Genomic DNA, 24299 nt, shown 5'->3' with positions numbered 1-24299 from the left:
CGCCGGTCAGGCGCCCATCGCGTGCACGCCGCCGTCGACGTGGACGATCTCGCCGGTGGTGGCGGGGAACCAGTCGGACAGCAGCGCGAGGCACGCCTTGGCGGCCGGCGCGGTGTCGGCGAGGTCCCAGCCGAGCGGGGCCTTGGCGGGCCAGCTCTCCTCGAACTCCTGGAAGCCGGGGATGCTCTTGGCGGCCATCGTGCGCAGCGGCCCCGCGGCGACGAGGTTGACCCTGATGCCGTGCCTGCCGAGGTCACGTGCCAGATAGCGCGAGGCGGACTCCAGGCCGGCCTTGGCCACGCCCATCCAGTCGTAGACCGGCCAGGCCTTGGTCGCGTCGAAGTCGAGCCCGACGACGGCGCCGCCCTCCTTCATCAGCGGCAGGCACGCGACGGCGAGCGACTTGAACGAGAACGTCGAGACGTGCAGGGCCGTGGAGACGTCCTCCCACGAGGTGTTGAGGAAGTTCCCGCCGAGGCAGGTCTGCGGGGCGAAGCCGATGGAGTGCACGACTCCGTCGAGCCCGTCGACGTGCGCACCGACGCGGTCGGCCAGGGTGTCCAGATGCTCGGTGTTCTGGACGTCCAGCTCGATGACCGGGGGCGGCTCGGGAAGGCGCTTGGCGATGCGCTCGACGAGGCTGAGGCGGCCGAAGCCCGTCAGCACGACCTGGGCGCCCTCCTCCTGGGCCAGCCTCGCCACGTTGAAGGCGATGGAGGAGTCGGTGAGGACGCCGGTGACCAGCAGTCTCTTACCATCCAGCAAACCCATTGTTCAGCTCCAGTCTCTCGTCGTTCCGGCGGGCGCGCGGCGGGGGCCGTGCGTGTCGCTCAGTGGCCCATGCCCAGGCCGCCGTCCACCGGGATGACGGCTCCCGTGATGTACGACGCGTCCTCGCTGGCGAGGAACCGCACCACGCGGGCGACCTCCTCGGCCTTCGCCTGCCGCCCGAGCGGGATGCTCTTGCGGATCGCCTCCTGCTGGGCGTCCTCGAGCACGGCGGTCATGTCGGTCTCCACGAACCCCGGCGCCACGACGTTCACCGTAATGCCACGGGAGCCCAGTTCGCGGGCGAGCGACCGGCCGAATCCGACGAGGCCGGCCTTGGAGGCCGCGTAGTTGGTCTGACCGGCGGAGCCGAGCAGGCCGACCACCGAGGAGATCAGGATGATCCGCCCGCGCCGCATTCGGAGCATGGGGCGGACGGCGCGCTTGGCGACGCGGTAGGCGCCGGTCAGGTTCGCGTCGATGACGTCGGTGAAGGTCTCCTCCTTCATCATCGGCAGGAGCGTGTCCTTGGTGATGCCCGCGTTCGAGACGACGACCTCCACCGGGCCGTGCTCGGCCTCGGCCTTCTCGAAGGCGGCGTCGACGTCGGCGGAGCTGGTCACGTCGCAGCGGACGCCGAAGAGCCCCTCCGGCGGTTCTCCGGAGCGGTAGGTGACGGCCACCGCGTCTCCGGCGGCGGCGAGCTCCCGCGCGATCGCGAGGCCGATACCACGATTTCCACCGGTGACGAGTACAGAGCGAGCCATGTGACCGACGCTATCGGCTACCGGGCGGTAAACCCCTTGTCCGCTAGGCACAAGATCACAGGGTTAGGATCGTGGACATGCGCCAGATCGATCCCGATTTTCTCGCCCTGCCGCTTCGGCGTCTGGCGGACGCGGCCCTCCAGCGCGCCCGTGACCTGGGAGTCGAGCACGCGGCCTTCCGACTGGAACGGGTCCGCGCCGAGACTCTCCGCCTTTTCGACGCCAACCTCGAGGGCTCCATCGACGCCGACGACCTCGGCTTCGCCGTACGAGTGATCAAGGACGGGACCTGGGGGTTCGCGTCGGGAATCGAGCTGACGCCCGAAGCCGCCGCGCGTGCCGCCGAGGAGGCCGTCCGGGTGGCCGCCGTGAGCGCGCCGATCAACAGGGAGCCTATCGAGCTGTCTCCCGAACCGGCCTACTCCGACGTCACCTGGGTGTCGGCCTACGACGTCGACCCCTTCGACGTGCCGCTCCGTGACAAGGTCGCCCTGCTGAGCGAGTGGTCCTCGGGCATGCTGGGCGCGGTCGACCACGTGTCGGCCTCGCTCATGCAGGTCAAGGAGCAGAAGTTCTACGCCGACACCGCGGGCACCGTGACCACGCAGCAGCGCGTCCGGGTCCACCCGGCGCTGACCGCGATGAAGACCGACGGCGACCGGTTCGACGACATGCGGACGCTCGCGCCTCCGGTCGGCCGGGGGTATGAGTACCTCACGGGCACCGGCTGGGACTTCCCCGCGGAGCTGGCGGAGCTGCCCGACCTGCTGGCCGAGAAGCTCAAGGCGCCGTCGGTGGACCCGGGCGCCTACGACCTGGTCGTCCACCCCTCGAACCTGTGGCTGACGATCCACGAGTCCATCGGGCACGCGACCGAGCTCGACCGGGCCCTCGGTTACGAGGCGGCCTACGCCGGGACCTCGTTCGCCACCTTCGACAAGCTGGGCAGCCTGCACTACGGCTCGCCGGTCATGAACATCACCGGTGACCGTACGCAGGAGCACGGCCTGGCCACCGTCGGGTGGGACGACGAGGGCGTCGCGGGCCAGTCGTTCGACATCGTCAAGGACGGCACGCTCGTCGGCTACCAGCTCGACCGGCGCATGGCCCTGATGAAGGGCTTCGGCCGTTCCAACGGGTGCGCTTTCGCCGACTCCCCCGGCCACGTCCCGATCCAGCGGATGGCGAACGTGTCGCTGCGGCCGGCCGAGGACGGGCCCTCCACCGACGAGCTCATCTCGCGGGTCGAGCGGGGCATCTACGTCCTGGGCGACAAGAGCTGGTCGATCGACATGCAGCGGTACAACTTCCAGTTCACGGGCCAGCGGTTCTACAAGATCGAGAACGGGCGGCTGGCCGGGCAGCTCCGCGACGTCGCCTACCAGGCGACGACGACGGACTTCTGGCGGTCGATGGAGGCCGTGGGCGGCCCGGGCACCTACGTGCTCGGCGGCGCCTTCAACTGCGGCAAGGGCCAGCCGGGGCAGGTGGCGCCGGTCAGCCACGGCGCGCCGTCGGCCCTGTTCCGCGGGGTGCGGATCCTCAACACCGTCCAGGAAGGTGGAAAGTGATGACGCCACAGGAGACGGTCGAGCGGGCGCTCGCGCTGAGCGAGGCCGACGACTGCATCGTGATCGTGGACGAGGGGTCCACCGCCAACCTGCGCTTCGCGGGCAACACCCTGACGACCAACGGGGTCGCCCGGTCCTCGCAGCTGACCGTCATCTCCGTCGTCGGGCAGGGTGTGGGCGTCGTGTCCCGCGCCGCCGTACGGCCGGACCAGCTCGCCGGCGTGGTCGCCGCGGCGGACGCCGCCGCCAGGGACGCGCGGCCGTCGGACGACGCGCGCCCGCTGGTGGAGGGCACCTCCCTGGACGGCTGGGACCGCGAGGTCGAGCCGACGTCCATCGAGGTCTTCCGCGACTTCGCACCGGCGCTCGGCGAGTCGTTCGCGGCCGCGGAGGCGTCCGGCCGGAGGCTGTACGGCTTCGCCGAGCACATCCTGACGTCCACGTTCGTGGGCTCGTCGACCGGCCTGCGGCTTCGGCACGACCAGCCGACGGGACGGCTCGAGCTCAACGCCAAGTCCACGGACATGTCGAGGTCGGCGTGGACGGGAGTGGCCACGCGCGACTTCACCGACGTCGACGTGGCGGCGCTCGACGCCACGCTGGCGCAGCGGCTCGAATGGTCCAAGCGGCGCGTCGACCTCGAGGCGGGACGCTACGAGACGATCCTGCCGCCGACGGCGGTGGCCGACCTGATGATCTATCTGTACTGGACGGCGGGCGCGCGCGACGCGGCCGACGGCCGGACGGTCTTCTCCAAGACCGGCGGCGGCACCCGCGTCGGCGAGCGGCTGTCGCCGCTGCCGGTGCGGCTCTACAGCGACCCGGCGTATCCGGGCATCGAGTGCTCGCCGTTCCAGATCGCGCACGCCTCCAGCCGCGAGCAGTCGGTCTTCGACAACGGCATGCGTCTGGGCGCGACGGACTGGATCGCGGACGGCACGCTGCGGAACCTGCTCCAGACCCGGCACTCGGCCGAGCTGACCGGCCTGGCCGCCACCCCGCAGATCGACAACCTCATCATGACGGGCCCCGACGGCGGCCGCTCGCTGGAGGAGATGATCGCCTCCACCGAGCGCGGACTGCTGCTCACGTGCCTGTGGTACATCCGCGAGGTCGATCCCCAGACCCTGCTGCTGACCGGTCTGACCAGGGACGGCGTCTACCTGGTGGAGAACGGGGAGGTCGTCGGCGAGGTCAACAACTTCCGGTTCAACGAGTCGCCGGTCGACCTGCTGGGACGCGTGACCGAGGTGGGTGCGAGCGCGCAGACCCTGCCCCGCGAATGGAACGACTACTTCACCCGCACGGTGATGCCGGCGGTGCGCGTGCCGGACTTCAACATGTCGACGGTGAGCCAGGCGAACTGACGGCGCGGCGCGGCCGGGACGACCTCGGCCGCGCCTACCCGGCGTCCTCCAGGCGGAAGCCGACCTTCATGCCGACCTGGAAGTGGGCGACCTCGCCGTCCTCGATCTGCCCCCGCACCTCCGTAACCTCGAACCAGTCGAGGTGACGGAGCGTCTGGGAGGCCCGGCGGACGCCGTTGCGGATGGCCTGGTCGACGCTCTCCGCCGAGGTTCCGACGATCTCTGTCACCCGGTACGTACGGTCCGTCATCGTGCGCTCCTCGCCTCTCGTGTGGGCGCGATCGTATCGCCAAGGCGCCCACGCACCCGCGCCCGGCTGGGTCTACCGTGGAAACGTGAACCCTTGGCGCAGGCTCAGAGGCGCCCCTGTCGTGCACAGCGTGACGGACGCCCAGCCCTCCCTGTCGGACGACATCAAGCGCCGCGAGATCAGCTATCTGATCAAGATGGGCATCCGTCTCATCTGCCTCATCCTGGCCGTCGCCGTACCGGCTCCGTGGCCGGTGAAGGCGATCCTCGTGGCGGGCGCGGTCCTTTTGCCATACCTTGCCGTTGTCGGGGCCAATCAACGAGGTCAGGACGTCATTTCACCCTCGGACATGACGGAATCTAACCAAAACGAGATACCACGGCATCGACGCGAGATCGGGTCGTGACAAAGTCTTGACGTAACCCATGGGTCAGAGGTGTAGAGTCATAACCAAGCGCTCTGGTCCCCCGTCGGAGCGCTGGTGCCGGCGTTCCGGGCCCCCGTCGGAACGCCGATGAAAGCGACGCCGGGTGGTTTGCCCCCGTAACCACCCGGCGTCGCCCTTTCTATGTTCAGGCCGTTTCGTGCCTGCTTTTCATTCGCGTCAGCTACGCGTCGCCGGGTGTTTCCGCAGCCGTCTTCTCCCAGTCACGCGCAAGGCTTGACAACCTCTCGACGGCGTCGTCCGGCGCGGTCCCCGCACCCTGCGCGAGCCCGACCAAATAGGCGGTGAGCGGCGCGGCCGGCCGCGCGACACCGTGGGCCACATCTCTCGTCAGGTCGAGCACGGCGTCCCTGTCCACCCGGGCCGGGTCGATGCCGAGTTCCCGGCAGACAAGCGCGGTCCACTCCTCAAGCACGTTCATGCGCACTCCTCGCTGGTGACTGTTCGTCGTAACCGTTGCGGCGTTCCAGGTACACCGTTTCCTGCGACGCGTCGCAGGGACCGTGGTGTCCAGGCCCTGTTTCCCCTAGGCACCGCGTGCCCGCTCGCGCGCGGCGCCGAGGTCGTCCATCGTGTCGCAGTCGAACCACGGCGCGCGACCGTCGCCGGGCGCCGGGAGCTCGACGCGCACCGGTTCGAGCGGGCCCAGCAACCGGTACAACGACCGGCCCCGATACCCGTCCAGCGCGTCCGCGAGAGCCTCCGTCCGCCACACGCCGGTGAGCCACTGCTCCCTGCCGTCGTCGTCGACGAGCACGGCGCCCGCGGCAGCGGTGGTCTCCCCCGCACGCGCGGCCCGCAACAGCGCCGCGATGTGGTGCGCGGCGAGGAAGGGCAGGTCGGCGGCGAGCAAAGCCAGCCAAGGTGCATGCACCTGCGCGAGCCCGGCACGCAGCGCGGGGACCGGGCCGCCCCCGGGAGGGTCCTCACTGGTGAAGACCGCTCCGGCCGTCCGCAGCGGCTCGTTTGCGAGGTCGCGCGGTGGGCCGACCACGATCAGCCGGGTGGCCTCGGCGACGGCCGACGCCACGCGTTCGATCAGCGGCCGCCCGCCGACGAGGGCGCCGGGCTTGTCCAGCCCGCCCAGGCGCTCGGCCCGTCCGCCTGCCAGGATGACGGCGTCGTACGGCGTGACGCCGCCTCGGATGCCCGGGCCGCCCTCCGGCGTCGTGCTCATCATGGCTCGCCGGCCGCGTCAGCCGCCGATGGCGGACATGGGCCGGGCCGGCTGCAGGAAGGCCGGGTCGTCGATGCCGTGGCCGGCCTTCTTCCCGCGGACGGCGGCCATCCATCGCTCCGCCAGATCGTCGTCGGTGGCGCCGCCGCGCAGGGCTGCGCGCAGATCCGACTCCTCGGTGGCGAACAGGCAGTTGCGCACCTGGCCGTCGGCGGTGATCCGGACGCGGTCGCAGGCGCCGCAGAACGGCCGGGTGACCGAGCCGATCACGCCCACTCGCTGGGGTCCGCCGTCGACCAGGAACAACTCGGCGGGGGCGCTGCCGCGCTCGCCCGGGTCGTCCTCCGTCAGCTCGAAGGCTCCGTTGAGACGGCCGAGGATCTCGTCAGCGGTGATCATGTTCTCGCGCTGCCAGCCGTGCTGGGCGTCGAGTGGCATCTGCTCGATGAAGCGCAGTTCGTACCCCTTGTCGAGGCAGTAACGCAGCAACGGCACCGCCTCGTCCTCGTTGACACCACGCATCAGCACCGTGTTGACCTTGACCGGCCTGAGTCCCACTCGGTCGGCCGCGGCGAGCCCGGCGAGGACGTCAGGGAGGCGGTCGCGATGCGAGAGCCGTACGAACGTTGCGGCGTCGAGGGTGTCGAGGGAGACGTTGACGCGGTCGAGCCCGGCCTCGGCGAGCGGCCCGGCGAGACGCGCCAGGCCGATGCCGTTGGTCGTGAGCGAGATCTGGGGTCGCGGGCCGAAGGCGGCGGTCGCGGTGACGATCTCCACCAGCTCCCGCCGCAGGAGCGGCTCGCCGCCGGTGAAGCGGACCTCGGTGATGCCGAGACGTTCCACGCCGATGCCGACGAGCCTGATGATCTCATCTGCGGTGAGGAGCTCGGGCTTCGGCAGCCAGTCGAGGCCTTCGGGCGGCATGCAGTACGTGCACCGCAGGTTGCACCTGTCGGTCAGCGAGACCCGAAGATCAGTCGCCATCCGACCGAAAGAGTCAACCAGCACGAGGGGACCTCCATGGCGAGAGAAGATCCAAGCCTAAAGGCCTGGGGTCTTCCTGGCGACAACCCGGCGTGATCACTCTTTGTTCCGGTGAACCACCGGGTGTCACCGTATCAACCAGAGTATCCGGCGGCGGTGGGCGGAATCGCGCCATCCGGGCCCTTCCCGCGAACCCCGGCATCCCCGGCCCGCCGGAAAACCAGTGGGATCTCACCTGCGGCGTGGGCAAACTGGATCACGAACAGAGGAGATCATCATGCCTAGCGAGGTCGCCCCGAACCTCCTGTCGTGGGCCAGCGAGATCGACGAGGGCGCCATCCAGCAGGCCGCGCGCACCGCACGGCTCCCCTTCGTCTCGGGCCACGTCGCGCTCATGCCCGACGCGCACATCGGCATCGGGGCGACGGTCGGATCCGTGATCCCCACCGAGGGAGCGATCATCCCGGCCGCCGTGGGCGTCGACATCGGTTGCGGGATGATCGCGACGGAGACGACGCTGACGGCCGCCGACCTGCCGGAGACGCTCGACGCGCTGATGCCGCTGGTGGAGCGGCGGATCCCCGCCGGAGTCGGGAAGGGCCACGAGGACCGCGCCGTGGATCGCGCGCTGGACGACCTGGGCCGTCCGCACAGCGACCTCACGCCCAAGCAGGAGAAGACCGTGTCGGTCCAGTTCGGCACGCTCGGCTCCGGCAACCACTTCGTCGAGGTCTGCCTCGACGAACGCGACCGGGTGTGGACGGTGCTGCACTCAGGCTCGCGCGGAATCGGCAACCAACTCGCCACCCGGCACATCATCGACGCCAAGAAGTCGATGAAGCGCCAGGCCATCGGGCTGGAGGACCCGGACCTCGCGTACCTGGTGCAGAGCACGCCCGAGTTCACCGCCTACATCGAGGACATGCTCTGGTCGCAGCGCTATGCCATGGCCTCGCGTGCCCGGATGGACAGGGTGCTGAGCAACGCGCTCTTCCAGGTCGCCGGCAAGGGCGCGCGCGTGCGCACGATCAACTGCCACCACAACTTCACCCAGCAGGAGGAGCACGAGGGCAGGCGGCTGTGGATCACCCGTAAGGGAGCCATCAAGGCCGACACCGGCGACGAGGGCGTCATCCCCGGCTCGATGGGGACGCAGTCGTACATCGTGCGCGGCCGCGGCAACGCGGCGTCGTACAACTCGTGCTCGCACGGCGCGGGGCGGAGGATGTCGCGCGGCCGGGCCAAGCGCGAACTGTCGGCGACGTCGCTGACGGAGGCGATGCGCGGCCGCACATGGAACGCCGGCCGGGCCGCCGCCCTGGTCGACGAGCACCCGGAGGCCTACAAGCCGATCGACCGCGTGATGGAGGACCAGAAGGACCTGGTCGAGATCCGGCACACCCTCCACCAGGTGTTCAACTACAAGGGCTGATCACCCGCGAGATGAGATGAGGGAGCGCCCTGTCGCGATGGCGGCAGGGCGCTCTCGCGTCTGCGGTGCCCCTGGGCGCTCACGGGGCGATGGTCAGCGCGGAGATCTTGTCGCCGTCGACGGTGAACTCGAACCCCAGCACGACCGGGCTGCCGGGGAAGTCTCCCCCGACCTCGACGGAGACCAGCGTCCGGCCGTCGGCCTCCCTCACCTCTTTGACGTCGTAGGTCGCCCGGACCTTCTTGCTCGCCTCGTCGTTCCACGCCCGGATGGCGTCCGCTCCCTGGTAGCGGTTTCCATCGTCGGTGATCACCGCGTCCTCGGTGAGCGTGGCCACCAACCCCTTGCTGTCGTGGGCGCGCTTGGCACGCAGGTACGCGGCGACGGGTTCCGGCAGAGAGGGTGATGACATGGTCTGCTCCTTGGATCGTCCCTGCTCATGGCCGGTTCCAGCGAGCGTCACCGACTGATACGAGCACTACAAGCTGGAATGTAGCATCTGTAGCGCTATATTCGTTACATGAGTTCCCGTCCCAAGCCGAGCGTGACACGGGACCGGCTCCTGCTCGCCACCGCGCAACTCCTGCACGAGTCTCCGGGCAAGCCGGTCTCCACCCGGGCCATCTGCGAACGTGCCGGGGTGCAGGCGCCCACGCTCTACCACCACTTCGGGAGCAAGCAGGGACTGCTCGACGCGGTCGTCAACTACGGCTTCACCCAGTACGTCCAGGCCGGCGCACCCGGCGACGCCGGGGACGGCGACACCGGCGGCGACCCGGTCGCCCGCATCCGCCAGGGCTGGGACGACCACGTCAGATACGGCCTGGACCATCCCTCGTTCTACGTCCTGCTCTACGGCCGGATCGAGCCTGGAATCCCCTGCACCCTGACCTCTCGCGCTGAGGCCATGTTGCTCGGCCTGCTCACCGCGGTGGCCCGAGAGGGCCGGCTCCGCGTCACTCCCGCGGAGGCCGCCCGCCAGATCGCGGCCGCCAATGTCGGCGTCACGCTCAGCCTGATCGCGCGGCCGGACGGCGATGCCGACCTCGGCACTTCTCACCAGGTCCGCGAGGCCCTCATCGGCGCGCTCGTCGTCGACGCCTCCGTGCCGCCGGACAAGGGCGCCGCGCCGACCGTGAGGACCCTGGCCGTCGCACTGTCGGCCGCGCTCGATGACGGCACGGCCGTGCTGAGCGCGGGCGAGGTGACGATGCTCCGCGAGTGGCTGCGACGGCTCGCCGCCGATCAGTCCCCCTCCGCGTAAGCCAGGAGGGGTTCGCGTCGGCATCCCCCTTTGTGGGTCGCGCGAATGCGAGGAGATATATCTGTTCTCCATCGCATCTACATGCCATTTTGACGGATATTTTGGAAGATGCGTGTAGGAATCTGACCCGCCGGGCAGGTTATCCGAGCGGCTCCGGCCGTTCGGATCCCCGGATCGGGACGCTCGGACATCCGTACGAGGAGGGGGCGGTATGCGGCCGGCTTCGATCGATGCGTCCGGCGCTCTCGCCGGGCATGTACGGCTGGCCGGCGATCTGCGCGCTCCTCACGTGATCGGCGTGGCCGCGCTGCGGGCCCTGCCCTGCCGTGACGTGGAGGTCGGTTTCCTGTGCCGCACGTCGGGAGTCCGGCGGCATCGTTTCGCGGGCCCGTTGCTCCTGGACGTGTTGCGGGCCGCCGAGCCGGACTTCGATCCCCGCGAGCGCAAAGACCGCCTGCGGTTCCTCGTGTCGGTCCTCGGGCGTGACGGCCACCGGGCGGTGTTGTCCTGGGGCGAGATCGACCCCGAGTTCGGCAACGTCCCGGCGGTGCTCGGGCTGCACATGGACGGGCGGGACCTGGGCGAGCGCGGGCCGCATCTCGTCGTCCCCGGCGACCGGTGCGGAGGCCGGCACGTGAGCGAGGTGGTCGAGGTGCGCGTCAACGCCGACGATCTGCTCTGGACCCGGGACCGCGCGGAGAGTTGACCCGTCGGCACCGGCCGCGCCGCCCGGGGTGTCCGCTCAGGCGGGATAGGCGTGGGTCTCGGTGGCCTTGACCGCCGCCCAGACCTCCTGCCCCGCGGTCAGGTCGAGGTCGGCCACGGCCGCGGGGGTGATGTCGGCGGCCACCGCGATCGGCCCTTCCAGGTGGACGCGGACGTTGTCGCCGTGGCGCTCGATGCCCTCGATCCTGGCCTGCCAGAGGTTGCGCGGCGTCCCGTCGGGGCGGGTGCGGAAGAGCGCGACGGCGGAGGGCGGGAAGGCGATGAACACCGGGCCGTGCATCCGCTCGGTGACGCTGAAGACCACGTCGCCGACCGTGACCTGCTGCTCGTCCGCCACCCCCCGGTAGAGGTTGAGCCCGACCAGGCGGGCGACGTAGTCGGTGCGTGGCCGGCGTGCCACCTCCGCGGGTGCGCCCTGCTGGACCACGCCGCCGTTCTCGATGACGACGAGGTGGTCGGCCAGCACCATCGCGTCCAGGGGGTCATGGGTGACCAGGATCGTCGCGCCGTCGAAGTCGCCGAGATGGCGGCGGAGTCTCGACCGGATCTCCAGGCGGGTGTGGGCGTCGAGGGCCGCCAGGGGTTCGTCCAGCAGCAGCAGCCGTGGCTCGACCGCCAGTGCGCGCGCGAGGGCGACCCGCTGCGCCTGCCCGCCGGACAACTGGCGGGGCTTGGCCGCGGCGTGTTCCATGAGGTCGACCCGCTCCAGCCACGCGCCTGCCGTACGGCGGGCGTCGTGCTTCGACGCGCCCCGGCAACGCGGGCCGAAGGCGACGTTGTCGAGGGCGGACAGATGCGGGAAGAGCAGGTAGTCCTGGAAGACCACGCCGATCGGGCGGCGCTCGACCGGCAACAAGTGCAGGGGACGACCGTCGAGGGTGATGTGTCCCTCGGAGAGCGGGGTGAGCCCGGCGAGCGCGCGCAGCGCCGTCGTCTTGCCCGCGCCGTTCGGGCCGAGGAGCGCGATCACCTGTCCCGCGGCGGCGGTCAGTTCGATGTCCAGGCGGAACCGGGGACGCTCGACGACCAGGTGGGCCCGCAACTGCGGCTCTCCGTGTCCGGGGTCCGGCTCGTGCCCGCTCACGCGCTCGTCACCCACCGATCGCGCAGTCCTGCCAGGATCGCCACCGACACGACCAGCAGGAGCAGGCTGAGGACGATCGCGGCGTCCGGCTCGGTCTCCAGCGCGAGATAGACGGCGAGCGGCATCGTCTGCGTCCGGCCGGGGAAGTTCCCCGCGAAGGTGATCGTGGCGCCGAACTCCCCGAGAGCGCGCGCCCAGCACAGCACGGCGCCGGCCACGATCCCCGGGGCGATGAGCGGCATGGTGACCCGCCGGAAGACGATCCACCGCGAGGCGCCCAGTGTGGCGGCGGCCTCCTCATAGCGCAGGTCGGCCGCGCGCAGTGCTCCCTCCACGCTGATGACCAGGAAGGGCATCGCGACGAACGCCTCGGCGACCACCACCCCCGCGGTCGTGAAAGGAAGCGAGAAGCCGAACGTGGACTCCAGCCACTGGCCGACCAGCCCGCGCCGGCCGAGCACCAGCAGCAGTGCCACGCCGCCGACCACGGGCGGGAGCACGAGGGGGATGGTGACCAGCGCACGCACCAGCCGCCTGCCGGGGAAGGGCACGCGCGCCAGCAGCCACGCGAGCGGCACGCCCAGCACCAGGCAGACCGCCGTGGCGATGGTCGCCGTGACCAGGGACAGCCGCAGGGCCTCCAGGACCTGCGGCTCGGCCAGCCGCTCCGGCATCGTCGACCACGGCGCCCGGACCAGGAGCCCGGCGAGGGGCAGGACCAGGAAGGTCATGCCGGCGACGGCGAGCACCATGAGCACCCAGGGGATGCGCCCGGCCCCGGGTCTCTCGCGCGGGCTCCGTGGTCGGTGCGGGAGCGGTCGTGTCACGTCAGTTCAGGTCAGGCGGCGTCGAACCCGGCCTTGACCAGCACGTCCTTGCCCTGCTGCGAGAGCACCAGGTCGACGAACTTCTTGGCCAGGTCGGGAGCGGGGGCCTTGGACAGGGACGCGATCGGGTAGTCGTTGATCGCCTTGTCGGCCTCGGGGAAGTCGATGCCCGTGACCTTTCCGGCGGCGGACAGCACGTCGGTCTTGTAGACGAGCGCCGCGTCGACCTCACCGAGCTCGACCTTGGTCAGCGTGGCCTTGACGTCCTGCTCCAGGGTGACCGGGGTGACCTTCAGCCCCGCGGCGTCCAGCGCCTTGATCGCCGCGGCGCCGCACGGCACCTGCTCGGCGCACAGCGCCACCTTGACCTTGGAGTCGGCCAGGTCCTTCAACTCGTCGACCTTGGCGGGGTTGTCCGGCGGCACCGCGATCTCCAGCTTGTTGCGCACGAACGTGGTCGGCGCGGCGGCCATGGAGGCGTCGGTGACGGTCTTCATCGTGGCCGGGCTGGCCGCGGCGAACACGTCGGCGGGGGCGCCCTGCGTGATCTGCTGCGCCAGCGTGGCGCTCGATCCGAAGTTGAACGTGACCTTGACGCCGGGGTTGGCCGCCTCGAAGGTCTTGCCCAGCTCGGTGAAGGTCTCGGTGAGGGAGGCGGCCGCGAACACGGTCAGCGCCGACGACGACGCCGCGGACGAGGCGGCGGGAGAGGCCGACGCCGCGGTGCCGGCATCGTCGGATCCGCAGGCCGACAGGCCCGCGACGAGCGCTAAAGCGGCGGGGGCCGCGACGGCCCACCGGGAAAGACGCCTGAGCACGGGAACTCCTTCATGGATCATGTACGCGCGTGGTCGGGGATCTCCACGACGACGTTGGTGGACTTGATGACGGCGATGGCCACGGCCCCGACCTCCAGGCCGAGCTCGTCGGCCGCCTGACGGCTCATCAGCGAGACCACCCGGAACGGCCCGGCGGCGATCTCCACCTGGGCCATCACGGCGTCCCTGATCACCTCGGTCACGATGCCGCGGAAGCGGTTACGCGCCGACGACAGCCCGGAGCCGTCTTCCGTCTCGATCTGGGAGCGGGCGAACGAGGCCAGATCCGCGCCGGCCACCATCCGGTGGCCGTGATCGTCGCGCTGGGCGGGCAGACGGCCCGCGTCGACCCAGCGCCGCACGGTGTCGGCGCTGACGCCGAGCAGCGCGGCGGCTTCGCTGATCCGGAACGTGGTCACGGCAGTCACCATACCTTCGAAAATACAAGATTCAATCGTCAAAAGTCCGTGCAGGAGCAAGGGTGATCAGGTCGTTAGCGTTGCATCTGCGATACGAGTCCCCTGATCCGTCCTTCCCCGTGTCCGTACCGACCGTACGGGTGGCGCGGCCCGGGAGGCGACTCGCACCACCCGCCGCGGGTCAGTCCTCCACCGCGAGGATCACGTCCGAGGCCTTGACCATGGCGATCACCTGACCACCCCGGGCCAGGCCGAGCTCCCTGGCGGCCTCCACGGTGATCGCGGCCACCAGGCGCACTCCCCCGGCGTCCAGTTCGACGTTCGCGGTGGCCTCACCATGGGTTATGGCGGTCACCCGGGCGGGGATCTTGTTCCGCGCGCTCAAACGCATGACGCTCTCCTTGATCGCAACACCGAAAAGGCCGCACCGGCGACCCGGTGCGGCCTTCCGACGTTAAGCCACGCCACTATCGGCAAGAAGCCGCCACGACGCTGCGACCAGCGGCTTTGCGCACCCCTACCTCTCCCTGACGCACGCCGCGCGGGCCCTTCAGCGGGCGGGCCGCAGACCGCGCAGCAGGGTCTCGATCGTGCCGGACACGACCGCGTCGACGGGCCGGTCACCGATCATGCCGCCGGTGATGATCGAGGCGAGGCCCTGGATGGTGGCCAGCAGGGCCATCGCGACCCGGTCGGGATCGTCACTGTCGATCTCCCCGGCGGCCTGGGCCCCGGCGATGAGCGCCACGGGGGCCGCGAACGCGCGGCCGTTGGCCTCCAGGAGTTCGGGGGCGTCGGGACGGTCCTTGCGCGCGAACATCAGCGCCAGGAGGGCAGGATGCGCGGTAGCGAACCGGACATAGGTGCGGGCGAAGACGGTCAACCGGTCGGCGAAGGCTCCTTCGGCCTCACCGAGAGCCGCGTCGAGCTCGCGTCCGAGCCGATCGAATCCGAGGACCGCCAGCGCGTCCAGCAGCGCCTGTTTGTCGGGGAAGTGCTGCCGGGGCGCGCCGTGGCTCACGCCGATCTCGCGGGCGAGCTCCCGCAGGGACAACCCCTGGACCCCGGTCGTCTCGAGCTTCCGCTCGGCGGAGGCGAGCAGCTCGGCGCGCAGGTTGCCGTGGTGGTAACGCGGGATCGCCTCTGCCATGCCCGACAACCTACTCCCCGTCTAGCCATTGACTACATTTCTAGACACTGACTAGATTCTAGGCAGTGACTACATTTGATGGAGGAGACGCGAACATGACACCCAGGACCTGGTTCATCACCGGCGCGGCGTCGGGATTCGGATACGAGCTCACCACGCTGCTGCTCGCCAGGGGCGAGCGCGTCGCGGCGACCAGCCGCCGCGAAGACGCGCTGACGCCGCTCATGGCCCAGTACGGCGACCGCCTGTGGACGGCACCCCTGGACGTGGCCGACGCCTCCGCGATCCACCGCGTGGTCGGCCAGGCGTTCTCCGCGTTCGGCCGGATCGATGTGATCGTCTCCAACGCCGGGTTCGGCGTGCTCGGCGCGGCCGAGGAGGTCTCCGACGAGCTCCTGCGCCGTCAGATCGAGGTCAACCTGATCGGCGCGATCCAGCTCACCCGGGCCGCGGCGCCTTACCTGCGGGCGCAGGGCGGCGGGCGGATCGTGCAGATGTCCAGCTCGGGCGGGCAGGTTCCCGATCCCGGCATGAGCGTGTACAACGCGACCAAGTTCGGCGTCGAGGGGTTCTTCGAGTCGGTCGCCATCGAGCTCGCGCCGTTCGGCATCGAGGTCACCCTCGTCGAGCCGGGCGGCGCGCGGACCGAGTTCAACCGCAACCTCGCGGTCGCCGACCCGATCGACGGGTACGCCACAGGCATCGTGGGCCGGATCCGCGGCATGCTGGGCGGCGACGCCGATCCGGAGTTCGTCCGAAGGGCCGTCGCCGGCGATCCCCGGAAGATCGCCAGGGCCGTCGCCGACTCGGCCGGCACGACTCCGGCGCCGCGGCGGCTCACGCTCGGCGGCAACGCCTACGAGGCGATCGAGGCGGCGCTCCAGGACAGGCTGTCGGCGCTGCGCGCGCAGCGCGAGCTGGCCTACGGCACCGACGCCGACGACATCGTCGCCGAGCGCGCGGGCGCCGCCGTCACCTGAGCCTGGCCGGCCGTACCGGTGCGACGGCGGGCACGCGCAGGTGCTCGTAGACGATGCTGGTGCGCACGTCCGCCACCTCCGGCCGTTCGGTGAGCCTGTCGATGACGAAGGCGTACAGGCTGTCGTTGTCGGGGACGGCGAGGTGGATCAGGAAGTCCTCCGTGCCCGAGACCACGAAGACGCCGATCGTCTCGGGCAGCCTGCTGACCCAGTTGCGGAAGGCCTCGATGACGCGACGCGAGGGCGGGCGGATCCGCACGGCGATAAGCGCCTGGACCGGACGCCCGATCTCCGCGAGGTCGACGTCGAGCGTCGCTCCGCGGATGACACCCCGCTGGCGCAGGGCCCGCGTCCGGTCGAGCGCGGTGGTCGGCGACACCCCCACGGCCGCGGCGACGTCGCGGTTGGTGCGCCGTGCGTCGTGCTGCAGTTCCCGCAGGATCGCCGTATCAAGTTCGTCCAGCTCAGCCATATCGCCAGCCTATCCGTATTAAGTAAGGACTCAGTTGGTATCTCCTGCACTTATGCCTAGCCTGATGCCGGAGTTCCGTACATCAGCTAAGGAGTGAGGCCGAGTGGACGACGGGATGCCGGTGGTCGGATACGCGCCGGAGGAGATCCAGACGGGAGAGCCGACCCGTTCGGCCCGGCTGAAATGGGTGGTCGTCGTCGACGAGGCGTTGCCGGCGGGCCTGATCGTCAACGCCGCGGTCTGCGTGGCCGCGGCCACCGGGGCCGGGGTGCCCGGGCTGCTCGGCCCGGACGCCAAGGACGCGGCGGGAGATCTCCATCCCGGCCTTCCGTGGGCGGGCTGCACGATCCTCGCCGCGTCGTCGTCCCAGATCGTGGAGATCAGGACCAGGGCGGCCGCCGCGGAGGAGGTGTTCGTGGCCGACATGGCGGGCCTGGCCCAGCGCACCCGTGTCTACGACGGATACCTCGAGCAGATGTCCGCGGCCGCCGAGTTGGACTACTGCGCGGTCAGCCTCATCGGTCCCCGTAAGAGGATCGACGGCATCGTGCGCGGGCTCTCGCTGCTCGCGTGAGCGTCATCAGGCGGCCGGTGCGACCGCGGGGTAGGCGACTCCGGTGAGCTCTTCCGAGACGGCCCACAGGCGGGCGGCGTCCGCGTCGTTCAGCGCGCGCCTGGGCGCTCGCGCCTCGGCCGGGCCGCCGGTGAGCCCGGCGAAACCGTCCGGGCCGTAGTAGGCGCCGCCTCTGGCGTCGGGGCTGGTGGCGGCGTGGAGGAGCGGCAGGATGCCGGTGGGCACCTCCTGCCACATCCCCGGGATCCGGTACAGGAAGCCGTAGAGCAGGCGCGTCCGCGCCACGGCGACACCACCGTGCGTCGGACCGGTGACCTGCAGGTTGGTGATCGTCGCGCCGGGGTGGGCGGCGTTGCTGAGGATGCCCCAGCCTCCCTCCCTGCTCCGCCGGTCGAGTTCGCGGGCGAACATCAGGTTCGCGATCTTCGATCCTCCGTAGGAACGGTGCGGCCCGTACCGCTCGCTCTGCAGGTCGCCGAAGTCCAGGCGGCCGTACCACGCGGCGATGCTGCTGACGGTCGTCACCCGGGGCGCCGCCGCGGCCCGGAGCAGCGGCAGCAGATGGGCGCTGAGCGCGAAATGTCCGAGGTGGTTGCCGCCGAACTGCATCTCGAACCCGTCCCGGGTCACGGCCCGGTTCGGCAGCGCCATGACGCCGGCGTTGTTGATCAGGAAGTCGATCGGATGGCCCTCGGCGACCAGTTCCGCGCCCAGGGCCGCCACGCTGTCGAGCGAGGCCAGGTCGAGATGCCGGATGATCAGCCGCGCGTCCGGCACCTCCGCGCGGACCTTCTCCACCGCGGCGGCCCCCTTGCCGCGGTCGCGGACGGCCAGGACGACCTCCGCGCCCGCCCTGGCGAAGCGGCCGGTCAGCCCGAGCCCGAGGCCGCTGTTCGCACCGGTGATCACCGCGCGCCTGCCCGTGAGGTCGGGGACGGTCACGTCGGGCGCCGAGCGTGCCATGGGGATCTCCAGGGGGGACGTACCGCCAGGGTCACCGGCAAACTATCCCATCGTGATCACTTGTGGGGGGCGTACATGATGACGGCCACCCCCGCCAGGCAGATGGCGGCCCCGACGATGTCCCAGACGGTGGGGCGGAACCTGTCCACCACGACCCCCCATGCCAGCGACCCGGCCACGAACACGCCACCGTAGGCGGCCAGAACCCGCCCGAAATTGGCCTCAGGCTGAAATGTCGCGACGAAGCCGTACGCGCCGAGAGCCACGACCCCCGCGGCGATCCACCACAGGCCGCGATGTTCCCGCCATCCCTGCCAGACCAGCCATGCGCCGCCGATCTCGGCGAGAGCGGCCAGGAGGAAGAGCAGGACCGAACGAGCGACTGTCACGACTGCGACCGTATCGGGCGAGAGGTGACGCACCGCTGCCGGCAGGATCAGGCGGGCGCCTCACGAAGCTGGTCGACCCGGACGCCGCGCAGCAGCAGTTCCGACGTCACGGCGGCGGCGATCATGCTCAAGGCGAGCACGGCGCACGCCACGAGGAGGACGGGCACGGGCACGAGCGAGTAGTCCAGCGGAGGCGTCACAGGAGTCTCGGCGAACTCGGGCACGCGCGGCAGCGCGGCCCATGCCGCGACCAGGCCGGCGAGAACTCCGGTCAACGCGCCCCAGGACAGCGTGATCGTCTGCTCCAGCAGCAGTGCCACCCGCAGGGGCCGCACGCGGGCGCCCGCCGCCTCCAGGGCCGCCATCTCGTACGTGCGCCGCCGTGCCGCCGTGTGGAGGGCGAGGACGGCCCGGCCGAGCGCGAGCAGCGCGGCGACACCCGCCGACACGATGAGCAGGAGCAGCGCCAGGCCGGGCCCCTGCGTGACGTAACCGGATACGAGATCATCCGTCGTGCGTGTGGCGAGGACGGGGACGCTGCCTCTGCGCAGCGCCTCGCGCACCTCGTCCCCACGGCCGGGGGCCGCCCAGATCTGGAACTCCGTACGCGGCGAGTAGCCGTAGGCGACCCGGTCGGCGGTCTCCAGGTCGACGACGACGCCGGGAGCGTTCAGACCGGGAAGGGCCTGCGCGGAGGCGACGGACTCGAAGCCCGAGAAGTGGCCGTCGTCCAGGCCCGGCAGTTTCTGGCCCGCGCCCGGTCCCGACGACAGCGCGGGCAGGGGGTCGGGGAAGGTGTCGGGTCTGACGGCACCGGTGCCGAACGATTCCAGCGACAGCGGGAGGCCGCCCCTGGGGACGAAGGCGGGCGTCCATCTGTTCGTGTCCGCGAGTCCCGCGTCGACGGTGCTCCACCGGCCGTCCTGTCGCACCTCGAGCTTCTTGACGACGACGCTGCCGGTCGGGCCGTCCTCGAGGCTCGCCCCCGCGGCCATCGTCACCTCCAGGCGCAGGCCGCGCAGCTCGCAAACGGCCTCGCGGCACCCCCGCGGCAACCCCCATTCGTGAACCTTGATCCGCGAGTCGGGGCGGCCGAGGGGGATGATGGCGGGTTTGGTCTCACCGGTCACCCGGAAATCGGCGTAGAGAATGGCGCTCCACCCGTCGGGCATCTTCGGCGTGCTGACCTCGGCGCGGATGCGGTCGCCGCCCACGAGCACGCGGGGCGCGGCCGTCCGGGGGGTGAGTTTCGCCGTCATCCCGTTCAACGGCCGGTTCCCCGCGTACGACGGACGCCACAGGGCGACCGAGGCGAACCGCGCGGGGTCGGTGGCGAGCATCGCGGGAGGGCCGGGCGTCACGATGACCGGGGCCGTGCCGGGAACGTCGGCCGAGATCTTCCTGAGCGTTGCGACGTCGCTCCGGGGCACGACGAACACGGTCTCGGCGCCGTTGTGGACGCGCGCGACCTCCTGGTAGTTGCGCGAGGTCACCGACCAGGCCGCGACGGCGAAGACCGCGAGGCCGAGTCCCGCGGCGAGCACGATCACGGTGCTCGCCGTGGCGGAGCCGCGGGAGATCTGGCGCATGGCGAGGAAAGCCCCGATGTCGCCGTGGGTCCGGGTGAGCCGGAACAGCGCGCGGCAGGCGAGCGGCAGGAGCCTTCTGGCGATCAGGGCGAGTGCCACCGCGAGCAGGCCCGGCGCGATGAGAGCGCTCGCGCGTTGCCCGGTCGCGTCGGTGATGACGTCTCCGGCGAGCAGTTCCGCGAGCCCCACGGCGGTGATCGCGAGCACCACGGCGTCGACGACCCACGCGCGACGGCGCGAACGAGGGGTGCGCCGCCACTGCTCGACGACGGGCTGCGTCACCGTCTGCCTGGCGGCCAGGGCCGTGGCCAGAAGACCGCCGAAGACGGCGGCCACACCGCACAGCACGGTGAAGCCGTCGACCGTGACGACCAGGTCGTCACGGAGAAGCGTCGCGGCCATCCGGGAGACCACGGCCCAACTCGCGGCGATCCCGATCGGCAGGGCCGCGAGGAGGAGGAAGGCCGGCTCCGACAGGCCGAAAGCCCAGATGCGCAACGTCGACAGGCCGCGCAGCCGTGCCAGCGCGATCTCCTGCGCGCGGGCGGCGACGAGGTCGCGGACGGTGAGGAACAGCAGGAGCCAGCCCAGGGCGACGAGCTGGACCGTCACGAGCGTCGTGGGCACCGACAGGGAGTCGACCCGGCGGTGGACCGCCTCCAGGGTCTCGTCCATGTAGCCGAAGACCGTGGTCGTCTCGCCGGTCCGCCCGAGGGCCCGCAACCTGGCATGGAGGGATTCCAGCGACGCGACGTCGTCACCTGTGATCTTGTTCCGGTCGATGTAGAGAATGGCGGTGCTGGTCCACGCGGCGCCGACAAGCGCGTCGATCCGGTCGCCGCCGGTCTTCACACCGACCGTCCCCTGTGTCTCCGGCGCGGTGAGGAGGGGGTCGCCGTTGCCTTCTGTGACCCCGGCCGTCTGCGGGAACAGGCTCCGGCCGTACCAGAGCGGGTCGGCGGCGTCGGTCTCGTAGACGCCGACCACACGCAGCGGCGTCAGGCGCCGTTTCTCGGCGCCGGGATCGCTCAGCAGGCTCAGCTTCACCGTGTCGCCGACCGTGAATCCGGACGCGCGGCTCACCATGATCTCGTTGGCCGCCCGCGGACACCGCCCCACGACAGTGGTCACGTGGTCGCACTGCCCCTCGACCCACATCAGCGGGTAGGTCTTGGTGGCCTTGTCGTTGGGGCTGAGCAGTTCCGCCCCCCTGATCGGCGGGAGGAGGAACGGCGCCGTGATCTCCTTCACCAGCTCGCCCGCGTCGTCCGACACCGATGTGACCCGCCAGCCCCGGTGGTCGAGGATCGCCTTGTCCAGCGTCTCCCGTATCAGCGTGGTGCGGGCCGCGTCGGTGTACATCGGGCCGAGCGACCCGGCCACCACGGGGACGACCGCGATGATCAGCACGATGAGCGACAGCCAGCGCCGCCGCCACAGCCCGCGGAGCATCATGACTCGGCCCGCCTGAGGACGACGCCGTCCGGCAGGGGCTCGACGCGGGCCATGGAGCCGGGCGGCAGCAGTTCGTGATATTCGGGCGGCAACTGGACGGCGCCCTCCCTTCCGACCACCACGAAGTCCTCCCCGTGCCTGCCCTCCGCGCCGATCCGCCCGTCCCTGATCGTGACGGTACGGCTGGTCGCCTCGCTGACCCGCGGGTCGTGCGTCACGACCACAGAAGTGGTGCCGAGCTCTTTGATCAGCTCGATGACCGTCTGGCCGGTGGCCATGTCGAGCTGGCTCGTCGGCTCGTCGGCGAGCAGCAGCCGGGGGCGGTTGGCCAGGGCGACCGCGACGGCCAGCCGTTGCTGCTCTCCCCCGGACAGGCGCCCGGCGGGCTTGTCGCGGACACCGTTCAGCCCGACCCGGTCCAGCAGGTCGCCCGCCGCCCGCCTGGCCCGCCGCCTGACGGCACGCTGGGCGAAGGTCACGTTCTGCACGGCCGAGGCGTACGGGATGAGGTTGCGGGCCGGGTTCTGCAGGACCACCCCGATCTGCGCGGCTCTGAGCCGGTCCAGCGCACGCGGCCCGAGCCTGCCGATCTCGGTGCCGCCCAGCCAGAGCCGTCCGGCACTCGGCCGGAGCAGCCCGGCGAGCAGCCAGAGCAGCGTCGACTTGCCCGCGCCCGACGGCCCGAGGAACGCGACGCTCTCCCCCTCTTCGATGACCAGATCGATGTCGCGCAGCGCCACGACCTCGATCTCCTTGGTCTTGTAGATCTGCACGACGCCGTCGCAGCGCACCGCCTGGGTCATGGGACACCCGCCGTCGACCGCAGCTCAACGACCCGGTCGCAACGATCGGCCACCTCGGGGTCATGTGTGGCGACGACGAGCGCGGCGGGCGCGGCCATCAGCGCCTCCAGGACGAGAACGCGGTTGACCTTGTCCTGCTCGGCCGTCGGCTCGTCGGCGAGGATGACGCTCGGAGCCAGGGCCAGGGCGCGGGCCACCGCCACACGCTGCTGCTGCCCGCCGGAGAGTTCCTCGATGAGGTGGTCCGCGTAGGCGGTGAGCCGCATGCGGTCCAGGACCTGGGCCGTCTCCGCGATCGCGTCCCGTGGCGTACGGCCTGCGGCCCGCAGCGCGACCTCCACGTTCTCCGCGGCCGTAAGGAGCGAGACGAGCCCGTACGACTGGAAGACCAGAGTGAGGTTCCTGCGCAGGGACGGCTGCTCGTCGAGGGGGACCGAGCCGACGAGGACACGGCCGGCGGCCGGCGGGATGAGCCCGCCGAGCGTCGTGAGCAGCGTCGTCTTCCCCGAGCCGGAGGGTCCCATGATCGCGACTCGCTCGCCGGGCATGATCTCCAGTGAGATGTCCTTCACCACTTCCCTGCCGCCGGCCCGGCAGGCGAGCGACTGGCAGGACAGGGCTGGCTGGGGCAACATCGGCCTCCCCCTGACGCGACACGATCGCGTGGCCCTGACGCGACATAATCGAATAGATCACCTTGTGCGCTCCGCCGACCCTAAACCCGGGGAGATCACAGAGAAGTCACGATCACCACACAGATCGAAGCCCCCATATCACCGTCCGTCCCCTTGGCCGTGATCATGCACAGGTTCGTGATCATGTCCGCCGACCAGCCGACCCTCCCGCCGTGATCATGCACACTTTCGGTCACGTATGGTCTGACCAGCGCGTATTCCGTTCGTGATCATGCGCAAGTTCGCCGCCGTGCCGTACGACCAGGGTGAACGCGCTGCGTGATCATGCAGATTCCGCCGTGCCGACCGGCCTGGCGGTGATCGGGACCAGAGTTACGCTCTGGTGGTGGCGGTAGGGCGTGGCTCCTGGGTGGGGGCACTGGGCGGGCTCGCGAAGGCCTGCCACCCCGGGCCGACCGTGGCCGTCACCGCGCTGGTCACCGCGCTCGCGGTCGCTGCCGGGCGCGACGTCACAGACAGTGTCCTCGTGGCGGCGGCAATCCTCACCGGCCAACTCTCGGTGGGCTGGTGCAACGACGCCGTCGACGCGGGCCGCGACATCGCCGCCGGCCGTGCGGAGAAACCCATCGTCGGCGGCCAGGTCGGCGTGAGAACGGTGTACGTGTCCGCATTCTCCGCGCTCGTCGTCTGCGTGCCACTCTCGTTCGCCTGCGGCCTGCTGGCGGGCGCAGTCCACCTCATCGCGGTCGCGGGGGCGTGGGCCTACAACCTGCGGCTGAAGTCGACGCTCTTCTCCTGGACGCCGTACGTCGTGGGGTTCGGCAGCCTGCCCGTGTTCGTGGTGACCGGGCTCCCCGGACGGCCGTGGCCGGCCTGGTGGGTGGTCGTCGCGGCGGCCGCCCTCGGCCTCGGAGCGCATCTCGCGAACGTCCTGCCGGACATCGGGCAGGACGTGGCCGTCGGCGTCCGCGGATGGCCACAACGTCTGGGGGCGTCCCGCGTCCGCGCGTTGATTCCGGTGCCCCTGCTCGCCGCGTCCGCGCTGCTCGTGTTCGCGCCTCCGGGGCCGCCCGGCGCCGTCGCCTGGGCCGGGCTGGCCGCGGTGACCGCGTTCGGCCTTGCGGGGACGGCCCTCGGCGGCCTGTCGCCGAAGATCCCCTTCGCGGCGGCCATCGCGTGCGCGGCCGTCGACGTCGGCCTCCTTCTCGCGTCCGGGACCGGAGTCGGTGCCTGACGACGGCCGACGGCGAGGCGGTCTGACGGCGACTGACGGTGTGGCGGCGGCGCGTGCATGATCACGAACGGAGTACGCACTGGTCAGACGTTACGCGACCGAAAGTGCGCATGATCACGAACTAAGAGTCGGCTGGTCAGCGGGCATGACCACGAA

At 70.8% G+C, this 24299-nt stretch carries 28 protein-coding genes; 9 read left to right on the top strand and 19 right to left on the bottom strand.

Features of this window, described 5'->3' with window-relative positions; all coding sequences use genetic code 11:
* Window positions 1–6: 6 nt before the first annotated feature.
* Together fabI and Pmi06nite_RS27605 are read right to left on the bottom strand one after the other, a co-directional pair.
* The gene (gene fabI, locus Pmi06nite_RS27610) at window positions 7–771 is read right to left on the bottom strand and encodes an enoyl-ACP reductase FabI (protein WP_203956047.1); all 765 of its coding nucleotides are present in this window, start codon (window positions 769–771) and stop codon (window positions 7–9) included.
* A gap of 59 nt (window positions 772–830) precedes the next feature.
* Complete coding sequence (locus Pmi06nite_RS27605) at window positions 831–1535, bottom strand: beta-ketoacyl-ACP reductase (RefSeq protein WP_203956046.1); 705 nt, start codon at window positions 1533–1535, stop codon at window positions 831–833.
* Between the two features lie 77 nt (window positions 1536–1612).
* Here Pmi06nite_RS27605 and Pmi06nite_RS27600 point away from each other — a divergent pair, with 77 nt between their 5' ends.
* The gene (locus Pmi06nite_RS27600; protein WP_203956045.1) at window positions 1613–3106 is read left to right on the top strand and encodes a TldD/PmbA family protein; all 1494 of its coding nucleotides are present in this window, start codon (window positions 1613–1615) and stop codon (window positions 3104–3106) included.
* Window positions 3106–4473, top strand: a complete 1368-nt coding sequence (locus Pmi06nite_RS27595) for a metallopeptidase TldD-related protein (protein WP_203956044.1) — start codon at window positions 3106–3108, stop codon at window positions 4471–4473. Before Pmi06nite_RS27600 ends, Pmi06nite_RS27595 begins: the two co-directional genes overlap by 1 nt.
* 34 nt (window positions 4474–4507) lie before the next feature.
* On the opposite strand, the gene Pmi06nite_RS27590 is transcribed toward Pmi06nite_RS27595, so the two are convergent.
* Window positions 4508–4723, bottom strand: coding sequence for a dodecin (locus tag Pmi06nite_RS27590; RefSeq protein WP_203956043.1), 216 nt, complete (start codon window positions 4721–4723; stop codon window positions 4508–4510).
* Between the two features lie 130 nt (window positions 4724–4853).
* Here Pmi06nite_RS27590 and Pmi06nite_RS42115 point away from each other — a divergent pair, with 130 nt between their 5' ends.
* Window positions 4854–5129 carry a DUF3099 domain-containing protein gene (locus Pmi06nite_RS42115; protein WP_239114243.1) on the top strand — a complete coding sequence of 92 codons (276 nt, stop codon included), beginning with the start codon at window positions 4854–4856 and terminating at the stop codon, window positions 5127–5129.
* Between the two features lie 202 nt (window positions 5130–5331).
* Here Pmi06nite_RS42115 and Pmi06nite_RS27580 read toward each other — a convergent pair whose 3' ends face one another.
* From Pmi06nite_RS27580 to moaA, 3 genes are all read right to left on the bottom strand, one after another.
* The gene (locus Pmi06nite_RS27580; protein WP_203956041.1) at window positions 5332–5589 is read right to left on the bottom strand and encodes a DUF6457 domain-containing protein; all 258 of its coding nucleotides are present in this window, start codon (window positions 5587–5589) and stop codon (window positions 5332–5334) included.
* Window positions 5590–5694: 105 nt separating this feature from the next.
* A complete protein-coding gene (gene mobA, locus Pmi06nite_RS27575) occupies window positions 5695–6345 on the bottom strand; it encodes a molybdenum cofactor guanylyltransferase (protein ID WP_203956040.1) in 651 nt (216 codons plus the stop codon).
* Window positions 6346–6363: 18 nt separating this feature from the next.
* A complete protein-coding gene (gene moaA / locus Pmi06nite_RS27570) occupies window positions 6364–7353 on the bottom strand; it encodes a GTP 3',8-cyclase MoaA (protein ID WP_203956039.1) in 990 nt (329 codons plus the stop codon).
* A gap of 253 nt (window positions 7354–7606) precedes the next feature.
* Between moaA and Pmi06nite_RS27565 the strand changes: the two genes are divergently transcribed.
* Entirely contained in the window at window positions 7607–8761 is a 1155-nt protein-coding gene (locus tag Pmi06nite_RS27565; RefSeq protein ID WP_203956038.1) for an RtcB family protein, read from the top strand.
* A 79-nt stretch (window positions 8762–8840) separates the two neighbouring features.
* Here the strand turns inward: Pmi06nite_RS27565 and Pmi06nite_RS27560 are convergent, their stop codons facing one another.
* Window positions 8841–9173 (bottom strand): nuclear transport factor 2 family protein, encoded by a 333-nt coding sequence (locus Pmi06nite_RS27560; RefSeq protein ID WP_203956037.1) that lies wholly within the window; start codon window positions 9171–9173, stop codon window positions 8841–8843.
* 108 nt (window positions 9174–9281) lie between these two features.
* On the opposite strand from Pmi06nite_RS27560, the gene Pmi06nite_RS27555 reads away from it, so the two are divergent.
* Complete coding sequence (locus tag Pmi06nite_RS27555; RefSeq protein WP_203956036.1) at window positions 9282–10025, top strand: TetR/AcrR family transcriptional regulator; 744 nt, start codon at window positions 9282–9284, stop codon at window positions 10023–10025.
* 211 nt (window positions 10026–10236) lie between these two features.
* Window positions 10237–10731, top strand: a complete 495-nt coding sequence (locus Pmi06nite_RS27550) for a molybdopterin-binding protein (RefSeq protein ID WP_203956035.1) — start codon at window positions 10237–10239, stop codon at window positions 10729–10731.
* Window positions 10732–10767: 36 nt separating this feature from the next.
* Here Pmi06nite_RS27550 and Pmi06nite_RS27545 read toward each other — a convergent pair whose 3' ends face one another.
* The 6 genes from Pmi06nite_RS27545 to Pmi06nite_RS27520 form a co-directional block, all read right to left on the bottom strand.
* Window positions 10768–11850, bottom strand: coding sequence for an ABC transporter ATP-binding protein (locus tag Pmi06nite_RS27545; RefSeq protein ID WP_239114242.1), 1083 nt, complete (start codon window positions 11848–11850; stop codon window positions 10768–10770).
* Entirely contained in the window at window positions 11832–12587 is a 756-nt protein-coding gene (locus tag Pmi06nite_RS27540; RefSeq protein WP_203956034.1) for an ABC transporter permease, read from the bottom strand. Before Pmi06nite_RS27540 ends, Pmi06nite_RS27545 begins: the two co-directional genes overlap by 19 nt.
* Before the next feature lie 86 nt (window positions 12588–12673).
* Window positions 12674–13480: a molybdate ABC transporter substrate-binding protein gene (gene modA / locus Pmi06nite_RS27535; protein WP_239114241.1), complete on the bottom strand. Its 807-nt coding sequence runs from the start codon at window positions 13478–13480 to the stop codon at window positions 12674–12676.
* A gap of 17 nt (window positions 13481–13497) precedes the next feature.
* Window positions 13498–13899, bottom strand: a complete 402-nt coding sequence (locus Pmi06nite_RS27530; protein ID WP_203956032.1) for a TOBE domain-containing protein — start codon at window positions 13897–13899, stop codon at window positions 13498–13500.
* A gap of 181 nt (window positions 13900–14080) precedes the next feature.
* Window positions 14081–14290, bottom strand: a complete 210-nt coding sequence (locus Pmi06nite_RS27525; protein ID WP_203956031.1) for a TOBE domain-containing protein — start codon at window positions 14288–14290, stop codon at window positions 14081–14083.
* 159 nt (window positions 14291–14449) lie between these two features.
* Window positions 14450–15049, bottom strand: a complete 600-nt coding sequence (locus Pmi06nite_RS27520; RefSeq protein WP_203956030.1) for a TetR/AcrR family transcriptional regulator — start codon at window positions 15047–15049, stop codon at window positions 14450–14452.
* Between the two features lie 95 nt (window positions 15050–15144).
* Between Pmi06nite_RS27520 and Pmi06nite_RS27515 the strand changes: the two genes are divergently transcribed.
* The gene (locus Pmi06nite_RS27515) at window positions 15145–16029 is read left to right on the top strand and encodes an SDR family oxidoreductase (RefSeq protein ID WP_203956029.1); all 885 of its coding nucleotides are present in this window, start codon (window positions 15145–15147) and stop codon (window positions 16027–16029) included.
* On the opposite strand, the gene Pmi06nite_RS27510 is transcribed toward Pmi06nite_RS27515, so the two are convergent.
* A complete protein-coding gene (locus Pmi06nite_RS27510; protein WP_203956028.1) occupies window positions 16022–16501 on the bottom strand; it encodes an Lrp/AsnC family transcriptional regulator in 480 nt (159 codons plus the stop codon). The two genes, Pmi06nite_RS27515 and Pmi06nite_RS27510, sit on opposite strands and share 8 nt — an antisense overlap.
* Window positions 16502–16604: 103 nt before the next feature.
* Between Pmi06nite_RS27510 and Pmi06nite_RS27505 the strand changes: the two genes are divergently transcribed.
* Complete coding sequence (locus tag Pmi06nite_RS27505; RefSeq protein WP_203956027.1) at window positions 16605–17075, top strand: DUF2000 domain-containing protein; 471 nt, start codon at window positions 16605–16607, stop codon at window positions 17073–17075.
* 6 nt (window positions 17076–17081) lie between these two features.
* Here the strand turns inward: Pmi06nite_RS27505 and Pmi06nite_RS27500 are convergent, their stop codons facing one another.
* From Pmi06nite_RS27500 to Pmi06nite_RS27480, 5 genes are read right to left on the bottom strand one after another with little or no spacing between them, the layout of a single operon-like run.
* The gene (locus Pmi06nite_RS27500; RefSeq protein ID WP_203956026.1) at window positions 17082–18038 is read right to left on the bottom strand and encodes an SDR family oxidoreductase; all 957 of its coding nucleotides are present in this window, start codon (window positions 18036–18038) and stop codon (window positions 17082–17084) included.
* 56 nt (window positions 18039–18094) lie between these two features.
* Window positions 18095–18427 (bottom strand): YnfA family protein, encoded by a 333-nt coding sequence (locus Pmi06nite_RS27495; protein WP_203956025.1) that lies wholly within the window; start codon window positions 18425–18427, stop codon window positions 18095–18097.
* 47 nt (window positions 18428–18474) lie between these two features.
* Entirely contained in the window at window positions 18475–21471 is a 2997-nt protein-coding gene (locus tag Pmi06nite_RS27490; RefSeq protein WP_203956024.1) for an FtsX-like permease family protein, read from the bottom strand.
* Entirely contained in the window at window positions 21468–22274 is an 807-nt protein-coding gene (locus Pmi06nite_RS27485; protein ID WP_203956023.1) for an ABC transporter ATP-binding protein, read from the bottom strand. Before Pmi06nite_RS27485 ends, Pmi06nite_RS27490 begins: the two co-directional genes overlap by 4 nt.
* Window positions 22271–22909 carry an ATP-binding cassette domain-containing protein gene (locus Pmi06nite_RS27480; RefSeq protein WP_203956022.1) on the bottom strand — a complete coding sequence of 213 codons (639 nt, stop codon included), beginning with the start codon at window positions 22907–22909 and terminating at the stop codon, window positions 22271–22273. Before Pmi06nite_RS27480 ends, Pmi06nite_RS27485 begins: the two co-directional genes overlap by 4 nt.
* A 385-nt stretch (window positions 22910–23294) precedes the next feature.
* On the opposite strand from Pmi06nite_RS27480, the gene Pmi06nite_RS27475 reads away from it, so the two are divergent.
* Complete coding sequence (locus tag Pmi06nite_RS27475) at window positions 23295–24143, top strand: UbiA family prenyltransferase (RefSeq protein WP_239114240.1); 849 nt, start codon at window positions 23295–23297, stop codon at window positions 24141–24143.
* Window positions 24144–24299: the final 156 nt, after the last annotated feature.

Origin of the sequence: Planotetraspora mira, assembly GCF_016863275.1 — a bacterium.
Taxonomy (GTDB): domain Bacteria; phylum Actinomycetota; class Actinomycetes; order Streptosporangiales; family Streptosporangiaceae; genus Planotetraspora; species Planotetraspora mira.
This window is presented reverse-complemented; position numbering and strand designations above follow the sequence as displayed.

Coding starts and splice junctions, on each gene's coding strand:
- Pmi06nite_RS27480 (WP_203956022.1), bottom strand. CDS start 22,909: ATGTTGCCCCAGCCAGCCCTGTCCTGCCAGTCGCTCGCCTGCCGGGCC.
- Pmi06nite_RS27490 (WP_203956024.1), bottom strand. CDS start 21,471: ATGATGCTCCGCGGGCTGTGGCGGCGGCGCTGGCTGTCGCTCATCGTG.
- Pmi06nite_RS27590 (WP_203956043.1), bottom strand. CDS start 4,723: ATGACGGACCGTACGTACCGGGTGACAGAGATCGTCGGAACCTCGGCG.
- Pmi06nite_RS27605 (WP_203956046.1), bottom strand. CDS start 1,535: ATGGCTCGCTCTGTACTCGTCACCGGTGGAAATCGTGGTATCGGCCTC.
- Pmi06nite_RS27515 (WP_203956029.1), top strand. CDS start 15,145: ATGACACCCAGGACCTGGTTCATCACCGGCGCGGCGTCGGGATTCGGA.
- Pmi06nite_RS27560 (WP_203956037.1), bottom strand. CDS start 9,173: ATGTCATCACCCTCTCTGCCGGAACCCGTCGCCGCGTACCTGCGTGCC.
- Pmi06nite_RS27580 (WP_203956041.1), bottom strand. CDS start 5,589: ATGAACGTGCTTGAGGAGTGGACCGCGCTTGTCTGCCGGGAACTCGGC.
- Pmi06nite_RS27550 (WP_203956035.1), top strand. CDS start 10,237: ATGCGGCCGGCTTCGATCGATGCGTCCGGCGCTCTCGCCGGGCATGTA.
- Pmi06nite_RS27595 (WP_203956044.1), top strand. CDS start 3,106: ATGACGCCACAGGAGACGGTCGAGCGGGCGCTCGCGCTGAGCGAGGCC.
- Pmi06nite_RS27520 (WP_203956030.1), bottom strand. CDS start 15,049: ATGGCAGAGGCGATCCCGCGTTACCACCACGGCAACCTGCGCGCCGAG.
- Pmi06nite_RS27525 (WP_203956031.1), bottom strand. CDS start 14,290: ATGCGTTTGAGCGCGCGGAACAAGATCCCCGCCCGGGTGACCGCCATA.
- fabI (WP_203956047.1), bottom strand. CDS start 771: ATGGGTTTGCTGGATGGTAAGAGACTGCTGGTCACCGGCGTCCTCACC.
- Pmi06nite_RS27600 (WP_203956045.1), top strand. CDS start 1,613: ATGCGCCAGATCGATCCCGATTTTCTCGCCCTGCCGCTTCGGCGTCTG.
- Pmi06nite_RS27485 (WP_203956023.1), bottom strand. CDS start 22,274: ATGACCCAGGCGGTGCGCTGCGACGGCGTCGTGCAGATCTACAAGACC.
- Pmi06nite_RS27510 (WP_203956028.1), bottom strand. CDS start 16,501: ATGGCTGAGCTGGACGAACTTGATACGGCGATCCTGCGGGAACTGCAG.
- Pmi06nite_RS27500 (WP_203956026.1), bottom strand. CDS start 18,038: ATGGCACGCTCGGCGCCCGACGTGACCGTCCCCGACCTCACGGGCAGG.
- mobA (WP_203956040.1), bottom strand. CDS start 6,345: ATGAGCACGACGCCGGAGGGCGGCCCGGGCATCCGAGGCGGCGTCACG.
- Pmi06nite_RS27555 (WP_203956036.1), top strand. CDS start 9,282: ATGAGTTCCCGTCCCAAGCCGAGCGTGACACGGGACCGGCTCCTGCTC.
- Pmi06nite_RS27540 (WP_203956034.1), bottom strand. CDS start 12,587: ATGGTGCTCGCCGTCGCCGGCATGACCTTCCTGGTCCTGCCCCTCGCC.
- Pmi06nite_RS27565 (WP_203956038.1), top strand. CDS start 7,607: ATGCCTAGCGAGGTCGCCCCGAACCTCCTGTCGTGGGCCAGCGAGATC.